The organism is Brevibacterium antiquum, from assembly GCF_016107655.1.
Classification (GTDB): Bacteria; Actinomycetota; Actinomycetes; order Actinomycetales; family Brevibacteriaceae; genus Brevibacterium; species Brevibacterium antiquum.
In genome coordinates, this window is the sequence record NZ_JABASX010000001.1 from 681,179 (window position 1) to 696,415 (window position 15,237).

At 59.1% G+C, this 15,237-nt stretch carries 19 protein-coding genes and 2 tRNA genes; 8 read left to right on the forward strand and 13 right to left on the reverse strand.

Annotation, left to right across the window (positions count from 1 at the left end):
• The first annotated feature begins 126 nt into the window (after positions 1-126).
• Genes JFC13_RS03160 through JFC13_RS03170 form a run of 3 tightly spaced genes read left to right on the forward strand, consistent with a single transcriptional unit; the run spans position 127 to position 1,480 of the window.
• On the forward strand, positions 127-570 hold the full coding sequence (locus JFC13_RS03160; RefSeq protein WP_232488055.1) for a DUF3052 domain-containing protein: 444 nt from the start codon (positions 127-129) through the stop codon (positions 568-570).
• Positions 567-1,037 (forward strand): peroxiredoxin, encoded by a 471-nt coding sequence (locus tag JFC13_RS03165; RefSeq protein WP_198395613.1) that lies wholly within the window; start codon positions 567-569, stop codon positions 1,035-1,037. The genes JFC13_RS03160 and JFC13_RS03165 overlap by 4 nt, the downstream gene beginning before the upstream one ends.
• Positions 1,038-1,075: 38 nt before the next feature.
• The gene (locus tag JFC13_RS03170; RefSeq protein WP_198395614.1) at positions 1,076-1,480 is read left to right on the forward strand and encodes an HIT family protein; all 405 of its coding nucleotides are present in this window, start codon (positions 1,076-1,078) and stop codon (positions 1,478-1,480) included.
• A gap of 6 nt (positions 1,481-1,486) precedes the next feature.
• Here the strand turns inward: JFC13_RS03170 and JFC13_RS03175 are convergent, their stop codons facing one another.
• Both JFC13_RS03175 and JFC13_RS03180 read right to left on the reverse strand, forming a co-directional pair.
• Positions 1,487-2,251 carry a MerR family transcriptional regulator gene (locus tag JFC13_RS03175; RefSeq protein ID WP_198395615.1) on the reverse strand — a complete coding sequence of 255 codons (765 nt, stop codon included), beginning with the start codon at positions 2,249-2,251 and terminating at the stop codon, positions 1,487-1,489.
• 93 nt (positions 2,252-2,344) lie between these two features.
• Entirely contained in the window at positions 2,345-3,526 is a 1,182-nt protein-coding gene (locus JFC13_RS03180; RefSeq protein WP_198395616.1) for a trans-sulfuration enzyme family protein, read from the reverse strand.
• Positions 3,527-3,635: 109 nt separating this feature from the next.
• On the opposite strand from JFC13_RS03180, the gene JFC13_RS03185 reads away from it, so the two are divergent.
• Together JFC13_RS03185 and JFC13_RS03190 are read left to right on the forward strand one after the other, a co-directional pair.
• On the forward strand, positions 3,636-4,112 hold the full coding sequence (locus JFC13_RS03185) for an Lrp/AsnC family transcriptional regulator (protein WP_198395617.1): 477 nt from the start codon (positions 3,636-3,638) through the stop codon (positions 4,110-4,112).
• A gap of 47 nt (positions 4,113-4,159) precedes the next feature.
• Positions 4,160-4,588: a DUF1801 domain-containing protein gene (locus JFC13_RS03190; protein WP_198395618.1), complete on the forward strand. Its 429-nt coding sequence runs from the start codon at positions 4,160-4,162 to the stop codon at positions 4,586-4,588.
• A 42-nt stretch (positions 4,589-4,630) separates the two neighbouring features.
• On the opposite strand, the gene JFC13_RS03195 is transcribed toward JFC13_RS03190, so the two are convergent.
• Positions 4,631-5,230, reverse strand: a complete 600-nt coding sequence (locus JFC13_RS03195; protein WP_198395619.1) for a DUF2249 domain-containing protein — start codon at positions 5,228-5,230, stop codon at positions 4,631-4,633.
• Between the two features lie 101 nt (positions 5,231-5,331).
• On the opposite strand from JFC13_RS03195, the gene JFC13_RS03200 reads away from it, so the two are divergent.
• A complete protein-coding gene (locus JFC13_RS03200; protein WP_269769970.1) occupies positions 5,332-5,673 on the forward strand; it encodes a cupin domain-containing protein in 342 nt (113 codons plus the stop codon).
• A 121-nt stretch (positions 5,674-5,794) separates the two neighbouring features.
• On the opposite strand, the gene JFC13_RS03205 is transcribed toward JFC13_RS03200, so the two are convergent.
• Positions 5,795-5,871: transfer RNA gene (locus JFC13_RS03205), tRNA-Pro, on the reverse strand.
• An 82-nt stretch (positions 5,872-5,953) separates the two neighbouring features.
• Here JFC13_RS03205 and JFC13_RS03210 point away from each other — a divergent pair.
• Positions 5,954-6,445, forward strand: coding sequence for a TetR/AcrR family transcriptional regulator (locus JFC13_RS03210; protein WP_198395621.1), 492 nt, complete (start codon positions 5,954-5,956; stop codon positions 6,443-6,445).
• Between the two features lie 96 nt (positions 6,446-6,541).
• A tRNA-Val gene (locus JFC13_RS03215) sits at positions 6,542-6,615 on the forward strand.
• 67 nt (positions 6,616-6,682) lie between these two features.
• On the opposite strand, the gene JFC13_RS03220 is transcribed toward JFC13_RS03215, so the two are convergent.
• From JFC13_RS03220 to JFC13_RS03260, 9 genes are all read right to left on the reverse strand, one after another.
• Positions 6,683-7,825: a tyrosine-type recombinase/integrase gene (locus JFC13_RS03220; RefSeq protein ID WP_198395622.1), complete on the reverse strand. Its 1,143-nt coding sequence runs from the start codon at positions 7,823-7,825 to the stop codon at positions 6,683-6,685.
• 124 nt (positions 7,826-7,949) lie between these two features.
• Complete coding sequence (locus JFC13_RS03225; RefSeq protein ID WP_232488056.1) at positions 7,950-8,153, reverse strand: helix-turn-helix transcriptional regulator; 204 nt, start codon at positions 8,151-8,153, stop codon at positions 7,950-7,952.
• Between the two features lie 116 nt (positions 8,154-8,269).
• Positions 8,270-8,941 (reverse strand): DUF2637 domain-containing protein, encoded by a 672-nt coding sequence (locus JFC13_RS19990; RefSeq protein ID WP_198395623.1) that lies wholly within the window; start codon positions 8,939-8,941, stop codon positions 8,270-8,272.
• 122 nt (positions 8,942-9,063) lie between these two features.
• Positions 9,064-10,104 carry a DUF7007 domain-containing protein gene (locus JFC13_RS03235; protein WP_198395624.1) on the reverse strand — a complete coding sequence of 347 codons (1,041 nt, stop codon included), beginning with the start codon at positions 10,102-10,104 and terminating at the stop codon, positions 9,064-9,066.
• On the reverse strand, positions 10,101-10,976 hold the full coding sequence (locus tag JFC13_RS03240; protein WP_198395625.1) for a hypothetical protein: 876 nt from the start codon (positions 10,974-10,976) through the stop codon (positions 10,101-10,103). The genes JFC13_RS03235 and JFC13_RS03240 overlap by 4 nt, the downstream gene beginning before the upstream one ends.
• Positions 10,973-11,998 carry a hypothetical protein gene (locus JFC13_RS03245; RefSeq protein WP_198395626.1) on the reverse strand — a complete coding sequence of 342 codons (1,026 nt, stop codon included), beginning with the start codon at positions 11,996-11,998 and terminating at the stop codon, positions 10,973-10,975. Before JFC13_RS03245 ends, JFC13_RS03240 begins: the two co-directional genes overlap by 4 nt.
• A 20-nt stretch (positions 11,999-12,018) precedes the next feature.
• Positions 12,019-12,984, reverse strand: coding sequence for a hypothetical protein (locus tag JFC13_RS03250; RefSeq protein ID WP_198395627.1), 966 nt, complete (start codon positions 12,982-12,984; stop codon positions 12,019-12,021).
• Positions 12,985-13,034: 50 nt separating this feature from the next.
• Positions 13,035-14,072: a hypothetical protein gene (locus tag JFC13_RS03255; protein ID WP_198395628.1), complete on the reverse strand. Its 1,038-nt coding sequence runs from the start codon at positions 14,070-14,072 to the stop codon at positions 13,035-13,037.
• Between the two features lie 44 nt (positions 14,073-14,116).
• A complete protein-coding gene (locus JFC13_RS03260) occupies positions 14,117-15,208 on the reverse strand; it encodes a hypothetical protein (RefSeq protein ID WP_198395629.1) in 1,092 nt (363 codons plus the stop codon).
• Positions 15,209-15,237 lie beyond the last annotated feature (29 nt).

Consider the following 15,237-nt stretch of genomic DNA (forward strand, 5'->3'; position numbering starts at 1 on the left):
TCGCGGGGGCGAAATCTTGTGATCTCGATGACGAGTTCGTGGTCTTCGATGCTCTTTGACGTGGATTGCGCCGGGTTGGCGCGCCGTCATTTGCGCCTCCGGCACACTTGACGGAACAATAAGGGCATGAGTAACTCCTCTTCTGAAAGGACATCTTCCACGTCGACCCTCCCCAACGAGCTGGGCCAGAACCTTGGTTTGGCTGCGGGAGACTATGTGCAAGAAATCGGCTACGACGATGACGTCGACTTGGACCTGTGCCAGGCGATCGAAAACATCATCGGTGAGAAGATCGCGGACGGTGATGTCGATGATGTCTTCGACGTCATTCTGATGTGGTGGCGCTCCGACGACGACGACCTCATTGATGGTCTCGTCGACGCGCAGGCAACATTGAAGGAAGGCGGAGTCGTCTGGCTCCTGTCTCCCAAGGCAAGTCGCCCCGGGCATATCAGCCCGGCCGACATTTCTGAGGCAGCTCCCACAGCTGGCATGCATGTGACCTCGACGGTCAGCGCTGCCGAATACTGGGCCGGCTTCCGTTTGGTGGGCAAGAAGAACTATTCATGATCCTTCGGCCCGGAGACCGGGCCCCTGATTTCCGCGTGCCCGATCAGTTCGGGTCCACGCTCCACCTCGCCGAGGTTCTACGTCGCTCGGCTGTCATCCTCGTCTTCTTTCCGTTCGCCTTCTCACCCGTGTGCGGTGATGAGGTCAGCGCCCTTGATGACCTGCGACAGTCGCTGGAGGCTGAGTTTCTCCCGGTCGAGATCATCGCCATGTCCGTGGATTCGAAGTACACACTCGCCGCGTGGTCGGAGGAACGAGAGATCGGCCTTGATCTCGGCTCGGACTTCTGGCCGCACGGCGATGTGGCCCGGTCGTATGGGGCCTTCGACGCTCAACACGGTGTGGCCGAACGCGGAGTCTTCGTCATCTCCCGAACAGGTACGATCATGACCAGTCGACAGGTCGCACGAACCGAGACGCGTGACTTCTCCGTTGATGTCGCTCAAGCGCGAGCACTCTGCGGTTGAGCCAATGTGATCATCGGATCAGCAAGGAGGAATGAAACATGGCCACTATCTTCACCAAGATCATCAACGGGGAAATTCCGGGCACTTTCGTCTACCAGGACGACGTGTGCGTTGCATTCCTCGATGTGTCGCCGATGACAGAGGGCCATACGATGGTCGTGCCCCGGGAAGAGATCTCACACTGGATCGACGCCGACCAGGACCTGCTCGACCACCTGATGGCGGTGGCGCGACAGATCGGACGTGCTCAGCAGGAGGCCCTCGACTGTGAGCGCATCGGCCTGCTCGTCGTCGGCTACGAGGTCCCACATCTGCACATTCACGTCCTGCCGACGAACTCGATGGACGATTTCGATATCTCTGACCGTGCGCCCATGCAGACCCCTGAACAGCTGGCAGGGCCCGCCGAGAAGATTCGGCGAGCCCTGGAGCAGCAGTCCTGACTGCTTTTAGGAATCCGCGTGTGCGTCCAGGTAGAGATTGAGTGAGTCCCGGACCAGCTCGGCGCCCTCGGCGCCACCGTAATTGGCACCGAAACGCGGATCGCTGACGTACATCTCTGCCAAACCGCGGACATATCCGTCCATATCACCGTCGGGATCATTCGCCGGAGTCCCCGGCACGGCTGACAGCCACTGAACGTGGCGATGGGCCAGCTCCTGGCAGCGCTTCGTTTCGGGGCCGACCCCGGCCTCGGCGGCGTTCGCCCAGTCCTGACTCAACTGGTCGACTGTCGCCTTCCAAGCCTGCCTGTCTTCGGGCCTCATCGACTCCCACCATTGCGCAGACGACTCATAGGCGGCATGGCCCCAGCGTTGCGTCACTTCCTCTTTGTGTCTGCGATGGTCGAAACCGTCGAACATTTCCTCTGCCATGAGAGGTTCACCTGCTTCCAATCGTGCGATGGTCGCGGTGACGGCGGCGATCTGCCGCTCGACGCGGTCACGCTCGCGTCCGAGCATGTCCACGTGTTCGGACAATGCCGCGATCGGGTCCTCGGTGCTCTCGAGCACCTCGTCGATCTTCGTCAACGGCATCCCGAGTTCCCTGAGCAGGAGAATCCGCTGCAGGCGCACCAGCCCTGTCTCGTCGTAATAGCGATATCCGTTGTCGGCAGTGTACGCCGGTGGCAGTAGTCCGATTGCGTCATAGTGACGCAGCGTCCGGCTCGTCGTCCCCGTCATCCGCGCTGTTTCCTGTATGGACCAGTCCATGACGATCAGCTTAGAAGTTGACGTCGCGTCAATGTCAACGAGGACAAGAGCAGAGGCCCTCCTCGGATCGGCAGCGGCAGAAGGCCGGCCGGTTCAGGCTGCGGCTCGGCTCGCGTCGAGGGCGGCAATGAGATCGTCTGCCAGGTCATCGACGTGCTCGAGCCCGACGGAGAGCCGGATGAGACCGTCGCCGGGTTTCGCCGTGGCCGCAACCGGCCTGTGAGTCAGTGATGCCGGATGCTGGATGAGAGTGTCGACGCCGCCCAGGGACACCGCGTGGACGACGAGGCTGCAGTGTTCGACGAAGTTGCGTGCGGCCTCGAATCCGCCGGCCAGCTCCAATGCGATCATGGCTCCACCACCGGACATCTGGCGCCCGAGCAGTCCGCGTGGATCCTGGCCGTCCAGCCCCGGGTAGTGCACGGCGGCGATGGCAGGGTGCGCAGCCAGACGCTCGGCGAGTTCACCGGCGGTGGTCTGTGCCGCGCGCATGCGCACGGCAAGGGTGCGCAGTCCCCGATGGAGGAGGTAGGCGCCCATGGGGTGGAGAAGGGCTCCCGTGATGGCTCGGACCTGTCGCAGGCGCATCGCCCAGTCGGAGTTGGTGGCGATGATGCCGCCCATGGCATCACCATGACCGCCGAGATACTTCGTCGCGCTGTGCAGAACGAGGGCCGCTCCGTGGGAGATGGGCTGCTGGAGCACGGGGGTGCAGAAGGTGTTGTCGACCAGCACAGGCACGTTGCCGGCGGCTGCGACGACACCGTCGAGATCCACGAGGTCGAGACTGGGGTTGGCCGGGGTCTCCACGATGACGAGTCCGGTGTCGTCCTGGACCGCCGAGGCGATGTCGGATTCTTCGGCCCAAGTGACCCGCGTGCCCAGCAGCCCGGATTCGAGGAGGTGGTCGCTTCCGCCGTAGAGCGGACGCACTGCGACGATGTGCGGTGTTCCTGCGCTGACGGCTGCGAGGAGGGTCGCGGTCATTGCGGCCATGCCCGTGGCGAATGCGACCGCTTCGTCGGCGTGCTCGAGCTCGGCCAGGGCCGTCTCGAAGCGTGCGACACCGGGCTGCCACAGGCGCTGGTAGACGGCGGAATCGCCGTCTTTGAGCGAATGCCCGCTAGCCAGCCATTCGTAGGAGTCACCGCCGGTGGCGACATCGTTGACTGGGTTGGTGGTCGAGAGGTCGATGGCCGGAACGTGGACTCCTGCCTCGGTGAGGCCTTCCATGCCGCCATGGACCATGAGCGTTTCTGGGTGCAGTGAGGTCATGTCAGCATTCAAGCTATTCCTGTTATGAACCGCAATCATCAGTCAAGAATCCGTGATTTTCTGTATTCCTATCGAAGCTTCTTGAATCATGTATGCCAGACTGTCGGTCATGTCGCAGAAAGTGGAACTCGATGATGTTGATCGACAGCTGCTCAAGACTCTCAGCGATGATGCCAGAGCATCGGGCACCGCCTTGGCCTCAGCGGTCGGCATCTCCGAATCGACGGTTTCGCTTCGTCTCAAGCGCCTCAAGACGCTGGGCGTGATCAGAGGCTTTCGTGTCGACATCGATGCCGCAGCTGTGGGCATCCCGCTGCAGGCTCTGATCTCCATCCGTCTGGCCAAACATGACCGAGCTGAGATCGATGCCTTCACCGCCGCGGCACCGCAGTTCCCCGGGGTGGTGCGGATGTATCACATGGCCGGAGCCGATGACTATCTGCTCCACATCGTCGCCACCGACACCGAGGCGGTCCAGTCCTTCGTTCTGGACTACCTCACCCGCTACCCGGCGGTCGCCCACACCCGAACCAACCTCATCTACAAGGTTCAGGATGGTTCGGCCTGGATTCCCGACGGCGCCTGAGCCTCGCTGCGGTGCCTGATTCGCCGTCGAGAGGCCATAATTGAACCATGACCACTCAGAAGACACAGCCCACCGACGCTGACGTCAACGAGTTCCTCGCAGCTGCCGTTCCCCATAAGCGACGCGAGGATGGGTTCGCGCTGGCTGCGATCTTCACCGAGGTCACCGGCACGCAGCCGGTGATGTGGGGTCCGTCGATCGTGGGGTACGGACAGTATCAGTACGTTTCGCCATCGAATCCGCGCAACCGTGGTCACTGGCCAAAGACCGGGTTCTCACCACGTAAGACTCAGCTGTCGCTGTACGGGCTCAAAGACTCACCTGCCGGAGCGGCGCTGCTGACCACCCTCGGTACGTACACCGAGGGCGCCGGATGCGTGTATGTGCGCAAGTTGGAAGACATCGACGAGGCGGTGCTGCGCAGACTCATCGCCAACGCGTTTGACCGCCCAGACGATCCCGAGCCCGCGCCCTGATCACAGCCTGGACCGCAGAGTCGCACGAATGCTTCGGCTGAGTCAGTGTCGACTGGTGATCGTCAGTCCCTGTTTGCGCTGATGGACTGAGAAATATCGCAGGCCCTGGGACTCATCGGCGAGGAAGCGTCGACGAGAGAGACGCGGCAACCAGACTATCTGGCCCGGAGCGAGCGGGATCGTGGTCAGCTCTGTCTCCAGGGTTCCGCCGCCGTCGAGGATGTGGATGAGCACATCGAGGCCGGGCCCCATGTGTTCCTTGATCTCGCCACCGGGTGAGAGCGCGATGATGTTCGCATCGAGATCACGCGACTGAGGCTGGAGCTGCCATACAGAACCTGAGGTCTCCGCAGGCCCGTTGAGTTCCTCCACATCGGCAAGGACGCGGGGGAGAGGCGTCGCTGCCCGTTTGCTGATGAGAACCCGGAAATCCTCGTCATCTGATGACTGTGGTTCCCAGGCCATAGCCTCGGCGAACTCCGCCTCCATCTCAAGCTTGAGATTCTTGGGTTCGTGGTCGTTGACGAGGATCAGTCCGGAACCGACATCGAGTTTCTGATAGGCCGCCATGATGAGAGGATGCCGCTCAGGCTTGGGAACCGTCCGAACGTCAATGGTTTCGAATACTGGGCCATCGGCCATGGTCAACCTCCAAAGTCAGTCTCACATCGATCAACTACAAGTTAGCATCAGGACTGAGAGGTCTCAGCAGCAGAAATCGAACGAGCAGGACAGGACAGATGATGACTGACAATTCACACACCCATCACCTCGGCGAGCTGGCCGACGAACTTCTGGAAAAGGCACGGGGCGCCACCAGCGGGCGGGCAGCCCACAGCGTCTACAGCGGGCGCTATCTCAAGCAGGCCCTGCTGACGTTGACGGCAGGGGCCACGATGGCAGAGCATGACTCACCGCCAGAGGCGACGCTGCAGGTGCTGCGGGGGAGTGTGGCATTGTCATCAGCAGAGGACTCGTGGGACCTTCGCGTCGGAGACCTCATGACGATTCCTCCGGAGCGACACTCCGTGCAGGCGCATGAGGACTCAGCATTCATGCTGACCATTCGAACCGATGTCAGCTGATCATCCGGCGCAGTTCCAATGTGGATTCCACCAGTTCTGACCAGGCGGGATACCCACCGGGGCACCTAAGGACAAAAAATGTGCCCCAACATCGAGTGAACGATGTCGCGACACATTTCATTGGTCGGGATAGCGGGATTCGAACCCACGACCTCCTCGTCCCGAACGAGGCGCGCTACCAAGCTGCGCTATATCCCGTGACCAGGAACTACTATAGCGATGGCGACGCGTTCTGAAAAATCGGTACGGTCAACCGACTGTGAATGGAAGGAAAGTCTCATTGGCACTGACTGCCGGGAGCATCACGACAACCGCCCTCGACATCCTTTCACGCTACGGATTGGGCGATCTGTCGATGCGCAGGCTCGCGCGTGAGCTCGAGGTTCAGCCCTCCGCCCTGTATTGGCACGTCAAGGATAAACAGGAGCTCTTCGTCCTCATCGCCACACGGATGAACGCAGAGGTGGATGCGCGATGCCCGTCGACTTCTGACCCACTTGTCGCTGTGATGGCGCTGCGTGACATCCTGCTCACATACCGTGACGGTGCTGAGATCATGTTGCTCGGCTACTCGATTTCCCCCGGCGAAGTGACTCCTGGCGCGTTGAGCGTCGACGCATTGGGACAGACGGTCTCCCAAGGTGTGATGGCACATGCGCTCGGTGCCGTGGCGATCGAGCAGAACCGCAGTCTCTTCGGCATCGGGAATGACGATGCAGGTGAGAACTTCGCGACAATCGCGGCACGTCTCCTTCGCACCGAGGTCGTCTGAACGAACAAGTCGACAGAACAAGCAATTCGTCTGCCCGCCTGCCTTATGGCATACTGGTCAAGCGCGATCGAGAGCCATGGCTCTCGACTTGCTGTGGGGCCTATAGCTCAGTTGGCTAGAGCATCTCGCTTACACCGAGAGGGTCGGGGGTTCAAGTCCCTCTGGGCCCACCGTTGAACAATTGATAAGTTGCCTGGTGAGAAGCTTATATCGGCGATTTGAAGGCCTGCATGTGGGTCATTTGCCCACATCTTGCCCACATTCCATTCTCAACTGTTGTGATCTATGAGCATCCAAAGCCTCTGAAACTTGGTCCAAATCGTCGTCGAAAAGGTCCGAATACGTATCGAGAGTCATTGCCGCGGACGCGTGGCCTAGCATGTGCTGGAGCACCTTCACATGGGCGCCTGACTGAACAGCGAGGCTGGCAGCTGTGTGGCGCATATCGTGGATGCGCATTTGCGCCGGTACCCCGGACGATTCTTTGGCCAAAGCCCACCATGAACCGCCTGTTCCACCTTCGCTGCGACCCTTTGGTTTTGGACGCAAGATGAATCCGCTACGACGAGGTGCTTCGAACACCAAAGAGGAGGGTGTCTTCTCGGAACAAAATTCCTTGAACTCATTTGCAAGGAAGCCAGGCAGCGGTGCAGTACGAGTCTTTCCACTCTTCGGAGTTCCCACGTGGAACTTGCTCCCGGATTCAACCGCATTGCGCACGATCTTCACTCTTCGCCTGTCAAAGTCTAAGTCGCTTACTCTGAGCGCCGTGATTTCTCCCCACCTCATGCCGGTATAGCAAGCCAAGTAAACGAGGAGCCTCCACTGCCCACCAGCGGCGTCCGCCAGTCGTTGGACAGAAGCGTGGTCGAGGTAGATGTGTTCACCCTTCCTCTTCTTTGGGAGGTTTTTCACTCCCTGAGCCGGGTTCGTCTTGATCAACTTCGCTGAGACCGCATCGTCGAGGATTCCGCGCAGAACCCCGAATGCGCGCAGGACAACTGTGGCGGACTTTCCATCGTTGCTCAGCTCCGCGATCCACCGGCTGATGTCGAGTTGCTTGATCGATGACATCGATCGTTCTCCCCACCGGGGCTTCACGTGAACTCGCCAGGTTGTCTCGACGCTGCGCAGAGTGCTTGGCGCCAGATGCGTCTGACGCAACATCCAGTCGGCACCAACCGAGGCGATAGTGGTACGGCCAGCATTCGGCGCTACGTAGGTTCCTGACCGAAAGTCTCCTTCAAGCTCAGACTTGAAATCAATTGCATCCCGCTTACGGGTAAAGCCTCGCTTTTCTCGCTGCTTCTTGTTCTCGTCTCTCCAGCGGACTCGGTATTTCTTGCCGTTCGGAGTCGCGTAGGTTGAAATGTGAGCCACGATGTCGTCCTTCTGAAATGTGGAGAGTAGCCGGGCAGCTGCGCGAAGGGCGCATGTTGCTATAAGCCCAAGCTCAATATGGTTATGAACTCCGGTGTGTCATTCGGGTAGGAGTCTCGTCAGCTCACTCAGTACGAACCTTCGTGCGATCATCGAGCCACTCTTCGACGTCAGCTTTACGATAGCGAACGGCGCGGGGGCTGAGCTTCATGAAACGTGGCCCCTGCCCCGTGAAGCGAAGCTGGGCAAGATGCCCGGTGGTGACGCAAAGCTCGTCAGCCAACTGTGCCGGTGTCAGGATCTCGCGATCCGTAGCGATCATGCTCATGTGTATTCCTCACGTTCCTCAGCAGGTCAGACATCAACCTGATTTTTGCGGTCACCATTAATACGTGCGGCAAATCGCGATAGGAACACAGTGCAACGAAATTTTTTGTGAGACAGCTAGGCAACAACCGATTTCGACAGCAACCTCTGAACGGTTGACTTCGAGGTGCCTAGAGTATCGGCGATCTCCCGGTGAGATTTTCCGGCTTGCTTCATCTCGACAACAGCGTCGACATCGACGGGTCTGGACGAATCTGTTGCGGCTTTAAGGACCGGTGACTTGTGAGGCGAGCTCATTGCAGCCACAGGTGGCGCGGGAGATATTTCAGCCGTCGCCGTGGCGGATCGGTCAACTCGGGCACGTTCTGCACGGCGCCTGGCGGCATTGGAACCTTGCGGGGGTGCTACGGCGACAGATACTGCTGTGTGAGTGGAGATAAGGCACGCCAGTGGCATGAGACTAGCGATGAACGAGCCAACAACGAGGGCAGGGAGTGTCGTGGCTGTCGAGTTGCCGTCGCTAAGTGCGTGAGTGGCATTGGTGATCATCGACACGACGGTGAAGAAACCCACCGACGACCAGGCAAGCCGGACTCCTTCCCCGCGAGCTCTGGCAACGACAGCTGCGACGGTGAAGACGAGGATCGAAAGATCAACGACGATTGGTACTGCCGGACGCAACGGACGAGGGATTCCAGCCCAACCGGCAGCGGCGATGAGGCCGGTGAAGGAAACAGCGAAAGAGGCCACGGCGACGAGCACGGCCAGCAAGAGCGCCGAGGCCGCCATTGATTCTGATTCAGGTTTAATCCGCCGCACGTGAGCTGACAATAGCAAAACCGCCTGACATGAGACAGAATCAGGCGGTTTTCGTGTACGTAGGGGTCCTTAGTGCGCTCGGCCCGTGCAGGTCAAGAATCTTCGGGCAGAGCATCTCTATTCTCACGGAGCTCATTGATCCTGGCTGTGGCTTCTATCAGCTCGTCGTGGGGTTGCCATCCCTGATCGTAGGACACTGATGACAGCGATTTCGCTTGACGTTCCAGTTGATCGACCTTGTGTTGATCCACATTGATGTCCAGCTCGATTCTCTCGCGTGGAGTTCGGATATCTGGAGCATCGAACTTGTCCCAAATCTGCTTGCTGACAGGAATGACGCGTTCAGGATCAGTCGGGTGTTCGATGAAATGCTCAACTTTGTTTCCGTTGAAGTATGCGACTTTACCCGGCACTCCTTCGTTGATGACTGCATACATCGACTTGGGAGTGCCATCAATGTTGACGGCCGTTCGTATCAGCTTCTGTGACTGATTGGTGGTGAGCTTAGGTGTGAAGCCGGCATATTTTGAGCGAAGGCGGTGGGCCTTAGCTTCAGCATCGTGCTTTCGAGAAGACTCATCAAATTTGGCCTCCCGCTCGGCGGGCGTTCCGTAGAGCCGGACCTTTTCAGGATCATCATCATCTCGGAACTCGGGGCTGCGCTCGTTGTAGGGCACACGCTCGCCGTAGGCCGATTCGTATTCGTTCGGCGACCAATACCGCAGCGACTTATCCGCGATTTCAACCTGGCGATCGCTGAAGTCATCTGGGAACGTCTTAGCAACGACGGCCCACTCTGCGTCTTCCTCATACCAGCGCTCACGTGCCTGGCGGAACTCGCGTGGGATCTTGAGGTTGCGCTCCGGCGATAGCTTCATCCCTCCGTGGGAGGCTGTTGAGACGGACGCGATGCCAGTGGCTATCTGATCAGCGTGCTGAATCTTGCCCCACGGTGACTGAGAGCCTTCACGGGCATAAACATTCGCGGTAAACTCCTGCGCCGGTAGGTCGCCGGACTCGTCGAGGGCGTCGTAGAACCCTCCTAGACCATTGACGTTCGGCCTGGCCTTGGCTGATTCCGACCATTGGCCGCCTTCGGGGATTCCTGACTGGACTCGAGACTGGTTGCTCATGAGGGAAACTCCTCTTTCTCGATCTGGGATTCGTGTCTGGCAACCTCGGCCCGCGCCTGGGCCAACCTACTCGTGGTGGCAAGAGTGAGGTCCTGCTCTTGACGATGAAACTCGCGCAGCGGTCCGCGCCGGATCATACCTCCGTGAGACTGGGCAATAACCGTCTGACCGTCGGCGGAGATGTTCGTGACCGTCCACATTTCATATCCAGCCCCGACTTGGATCTCATCGCCTTTTGCCAGGCCGTCGACCGGCTGTCGTTCGGAGTTGAGTTCGTCAGCTCTCGCCGTGGTGATCTGGATCCTAAGTTCCTCGCGACGGCGGTAGTTGTCATCGGAGTCTCGATTGCGGATGAACTCACGCATCTGTGACCACTGTGCACCGTTCCGCTCATCTGCGTGATGCTGATCGAGCCTCACAGCCTCGGCTTCGAGGACGGCGCGCGGACTGAAAATCGCATCGTTGGGACGATTGTCCATGTCATCAGAATCATCGAGGTGGCCCGCAACCATCCAGGATCCCGCCTTCTCGGCGTTGAGACCAATATCGTCTGCCAGCGCAGCGTCGATGTGCGCATTGTCATCGGCTGGTATCTCAACCTGTCGGCCGTGATCATCGAAGGCGGCATCAAACGTGTACGGGGCATCAGAGAAGACGTCTTCGGGACCGCGGAGTCGAACACGGTCGATGGTCGAGCTGGTTTTTGCTAGCGTCTGGGCCAGGGCCGTCGCCTGTCTGGCATCACTAATCTCGACGTCAACAACTGCTCCGGGCAGTCCGTCAAGACCAGACGTGTCAGGCCGAGCCTTTGCTGTCTCCGAGAACTGACCGCCTTCGGGGATGCCAGCCTGGACGCGGTTGAGGGTGCTCATGCGCGTGAAAGCTCCTTCGCTAACATCGATTCCTTCATCACGGCCTCGTCGAGCTTTCGGTCATGGTTGTCCTGCTGCTCAGACCTCGTCTTCTTCAGATCGGCGAGGATCTGCTTGACTGAGGCGGGGCCGCTGCTTCGATCGGCACCCTCGTTCCAGAACTCGTCGGTGTGTTCGATGAAGGTCTTGTCGCGGGGTATTAGATCGTCCCGACGACTCAGCTTCCTCAGCTCTTCGGTGTCCTCGTCAATTTCATCAATATCGGCCTGTGACCGGGCCAAGTCGGCGCTGACTTTGTCCACATACGACTCGTAGCTTGCGCCAGCCGGTGAGTCGAGCTGCTGGTCTTCGAGATTGGGGGATTGCAATGCCTTGGCAATTGCGTTCTTACGTGTCTCGAAGTTGCCCCCAGTCGATGTCGACTTGATCGCAGTCTGCGCGTCATCCAGCCGCTTGCCATGGTGAGAGAGGAAGTCCGCCCTGGCTGCTTGCGCTGGATCGAAGATCGGGGCCTTAAACTGCTTTGAGGCGGCGAAGAGTCCACCATCGCGGGCTGCACGCAATTTGCCTGGTTCGGATGGCCTCGCACTCTTCGGCTGCGTTGAAGTCGGTTTCGTCGCAGGTGCCGTGGCACCAAGAGCAAGATCCATGAAGCTGTCTGGACTGTCGGGTTGGGTTGCATCGCTGACTCCGTCAGTCGCAGCCACTTCGATCTGGTCGAGTTCGGCCCGGTCGATCTGCACATCGAAGCCGACATCAGTGGTCACGACATGCACGTCATCGCTTGTGACGTAGGATTGCGGCCGACCGGCACCGACTTCCATTCCGTCATTGAAATCGTCGAAGTACTTGCCAATGCGAGCCTCTGTGTCAGGGTCGCCGTCTCCGAACTCGATACCGCTCATATCCCCGGCCTGCAACGGTTTGACGTCGAGGCCGGAGACATCGGGCCGAGCCTTCACCGACTCTGCCCACTGGCCTCCTGTGGGGATGCCAGACTGAACTCGATTCTGAACGCTCATCGTCTATTCGCTCCTATTACTCAGGAATTGGCTTTGGATACACGGTCATGCAACTTCGTGGCCGCGTGCCGAGTCCGCATGTGTGGACCATCCTTGCGGCGACCGGCAGGGCACTGGTGCGTGCCGACGGAAGTGAAGGTTCGATGGCACTGCTGGCACTCTGAGACCTCGACCTCACCGGTGCCCTTGAGGACCTTGTTGATGTACTGGCCGGGCTTGTGGGTGGTGCGAATGGCCTCCAGCACGTCCTTGCCGTAGGGGTAGCGATAGCTGCGCCCGGAGGTTGTCGTAACCAGGACTTCCTTCTCGTGCTCGTCGAAGCCGACCGAATCCACCCAAGGCGACTTCAATTTATGGCTGCGCTTGGCAAACGACTGGCGCCGCGTCTCCCGGAAGTCGGCGATCATGTCCTTTTTCGACTTGCCATCGAGGTGATCAGTGATGCGTCTGGCCTCAAGCATCGATTTCACGCCAGCGCCGACGGTGGCAGAGTCAGAGTTCGTGCGATCGCCAAGAGTCTGGACATTCCAACCGGAGCCCTTGTCCTGGCTGATTCGGACCCAACCGATGGTCTGCCCGCCCCTGCCATCAGGGGTGGAGACGGGGATGTCGAATGGAGTGCCACGCGGATCGACTTCTGCGGCCATACGTCGAACCGAGGTCACTGACGGCATCGTCAGTGCGAAATCCTGGCCACGGTAGGTCTGGCGCAGGGATCCGATCGCTTTTGGTGACCGGCTCATCCGGTCGAAGCCGCCCTCTGTATTGAACTCACCCGTTGCTTCGGCGGCTTGATACCACTTTGTGGCCGTACCGCCTGAAAGTTTCACCTGATCGGCGGGAACGAACTTGTTGGCTCGGAGTAAGTCATAACGCGACTGTTCGTAGTTGCGTCCGAACTTGGGAACTGGTGGCCTGGCCTTTGCTGTCTCCGACCACTGGCCACCTTCGGGAATGCCTGCCTGTACTCGATTCTGGTTACTCATACCCTCTATACGTGCGGCAAAGTGCCGATACGCCGAGGGTCAGGCTGGCCTCAGGTCAGTTTGAGGTCAACCTTCAACTGGGGAGGCAGGCCCACATAGGTGGCCGGCATCGGTGGGCAAGGTGTTGCTGATGTCCAGCCGGTCTGCCAAAGAGCCAGCTTCGCCTTGTGATGGGCGAACTCTTCAGCGCCGACGACCCGCGCGTACTCGGCCTCTTTGCTTCGCTTGCTGATGAGCATTTCTACGTAGTCACCGAAAACATCTGCTGATTCGTCGCGAGCTTCGGCTGCGCGCACGTCAGTTGGATTGGTGCGGGTTGCCGCCTCAGTGGCAAAACGTGTTGAACGCATGTGAGCAAAAGACTCGAAATCCGCTGGCAGGTCAGGGTTCGTGTGCTCGGTATCCAACGCCGCAACCGGGGGAGCATCCGTCGAATCATCGTCATCAAGCCAAGCAAGGATACGTGAGCACACTCGGACCTGCTGGCGAGCTTCGGCGGCAGACTTTTCGCGGGGGAGTGGTTTGTTCTTCCTCAGATTCCGGTGAGCTGAGATGAGAGCGTCACGGTCAGCGGCGAGATTCCATACAGCATATTTGCCCGAGATGATGCCGTTGGCCTCTTCTCGAGTCCAATGGTTGGCCCAGTACTCTGCTCTGACTTCCATGAGAGCCAAGAGCTGGGGATTGCGGTCGTCGAGAGCCACGGTCGCAGTTCCGCGTTCGTCGGAGAAGTCATCGGGCTCGATTTCGACGAATCCGGGGAGGTTGTGCAGTGGTTCAAGATCCTCCACATCTCCATGTACTTCCATTTCACGACGCCTCTTGCTTCCTCGAACTTCCGAGACCAGGCACTGCTGATCGAGACCCAGGATAGAACAGATCTCATCGTCAGGATCATCGAAGTGATCATCGAGTCGGGTGAAATGCGAGTGAATGAGGGTTTCGAGCTTCTCTGCAAATGCGTCATCAGGGTTGTAGGCCTCAACGACGGCGCGGGTGAGAATCTCAGGAGTGGACTGTGGCTGGTGGTCACCGGCGACCAGTCCGCGGGTGCGCTGATCATTCTGGAATTCGTGTAGTGTGCTCATACTCTTCACTGATGTGGTATCGACGTTTGGCTCATGACAAGTGTTCATTCCCACCGCATCTCCCCGAAAAAGGTGAGCTTGAAACGCTTGAGGAAGAACTCTTGAGGCTGACGAGACTGGGGATCGTAAGCCGAATCGAGAAGCCGGCGACCGACCACTTGGGTTTCGAGATTTGAGTCGGAGTCGTCGAACGTCGCGCTCGGGCGAGTGGGAACAGAGGAGCTTGCCGACGTTGAGCTGCCATACAGTCTCCGGCCGACATCGGCCAGACTCGGTTCCTCATGATGTTCGGCGCTGAATTGGTCGACATCTCCAGAATTGGACTCAAGCCATGGACCTAGAGCGTCGCTGTACTCAGTTTTGATCGACTCGGGCACCTTGTCGACAGTGAACTGCCCCCAAGCCTGGTCGACCTCATCTGGGGTGAACTCAGGATGTTCACCGATGTAAGCATCCCGCGACTCAGCCAGTGCAGCATCCATGTAGCCGTCAGTGACCTGTGATTTCTCTTCGTCGGAGACCTCGCGGGTGGGTAAGCGGGTGTGATCGAACTCGGCCAGGCGTTCGCGCAACACCCTGGTGGCATCCTCTGACCCGTAGGTGCCTGGATCCATCTCATTGTGCAAGGCCACCGCCGACGTGTTCTCCCACAACCTTTCGGCAGCCTGCCCCTCTGTGTCACCTTCGGCGACGGGTTGGGAGAACTCGAATTCGGCAGCATCCCAGGACGGCCCATGGATACCGTGGTCAATTCCGCTGAAGCCGTCACCGTCTCCGTACCGTTCGACGAAGAAGCTGTCGATGACCTCGAAGCGAGAATTGAGGTATTCCTCCTTCTCATCGACATCGGCGTCGTTGAAGTCAGGTCCTAAGTCCATGGTGAAAAAGTTGTCCCGGACTGTTCCAGTGGCGAGGTAACTTCCATCTCCGGGATTGATGACTTCGATACGGTCGAAGACTTCTCCGTCGGCTTCGATTTCGTAGGTCTCACCAACGTCGAGCGTTGGGATCGGATCTGTGGTGTCATCGGGCTGACTCACGTCGCCAAGATCGGTCACTCCTGGCCGGGCTTTCGCCGATTCTGACCATTGGCCGCCTTCGGGGATGCCAGCCTGGACGCGGTTAGTGTTACCCATGAATATGGTGCCTTTCAATGTGGGAGAGA